The sequence below is a fragment of the Streptococcus sp. GMD4S genome (assembly GCF_000296955.1).
In genome coordinates this window covers 1-646 of record NZ_AJRE01000371.1, presented here as the reverse complement: position 1 = coordinate 646, position 646 = coordinate 1, and the positions used below count along the sequence as shown (strand labels likewise).

Here is a 646-nt window from a genome sequence, read left to right as displayed (position 1 = left end):
TGCTGGTATTGAAAGACGAACTCTCGGTAGCCTGTAAAACCACACTTTTTGGCAAAGCGGGTCAAGGCTGCTTGGGAGATATGTAATTTCTGGGTAACTTGCTGAGAAGAGAGATCATCTTGGATTGTTTCAGCTTGCAAAAAATAGCGAGCGATTTCTTGCTCGAGCTCGGTTAATTCTTCAAAATGGAGGTCGATTATGGTTGCGATATCTGGCTTGTTCATGAGGCTCCTTTTTATGAGTCAAAGTCTTAAAAGTTAACGCTTTCCTAACTATCACTATCATTATATCATAGAAAATAGGATAACCAAATAAAAAGGCATTTTCAATTAAAAGTCAAAAAATGCTTCGACTTTTCCAAGAGTTTCTCCGTAAAATATGGTACAATGAAATGTACTGAGCTTCACCTGTTTGCTCTATTATTTTAGGGAAAATAAAGGTGGAAATCGGGAATTTTTCTAGAAAAGAGTCTTAGTTGTATGAGAAAATTTAATAGCCATTCGATTCCGATTCGGCTTAATTTACTATTTGCGATTGTCATCCTGCTCTTTATGGCCATTATTGGTCGATTGTTATACATGCAGGTGCTCAATAAGGATTTTTATGAAACAAAATTGGCCTCAGCCAGCCAAACAAGGGTAACAAC

General features: G+C 37.2%; 2 pseudogenes. One reads left to right on the top strand and one right to left on the bottom strand.

Going from position 1 to position 646, the window contains the following annotated elements:
* Window positions 1-224: pseudogene (locus GMD4S_RS09975) on the bottom strand (MurR/RpiR family transcriptional regulator); the annotation flags it as partial.
* Window positions 225-479: 255 nt separating this feature from the next.
* On the opposite strand from GMD4S_RS09975, the pseudogene GMD4S_RS13125 reads away from it, so the two are divergent.
* Window positions 480-646, top strand: a pseudogene (locus GMD4S_RS13125) (penicillin-binding protein 2B); the annotation flags it as partial.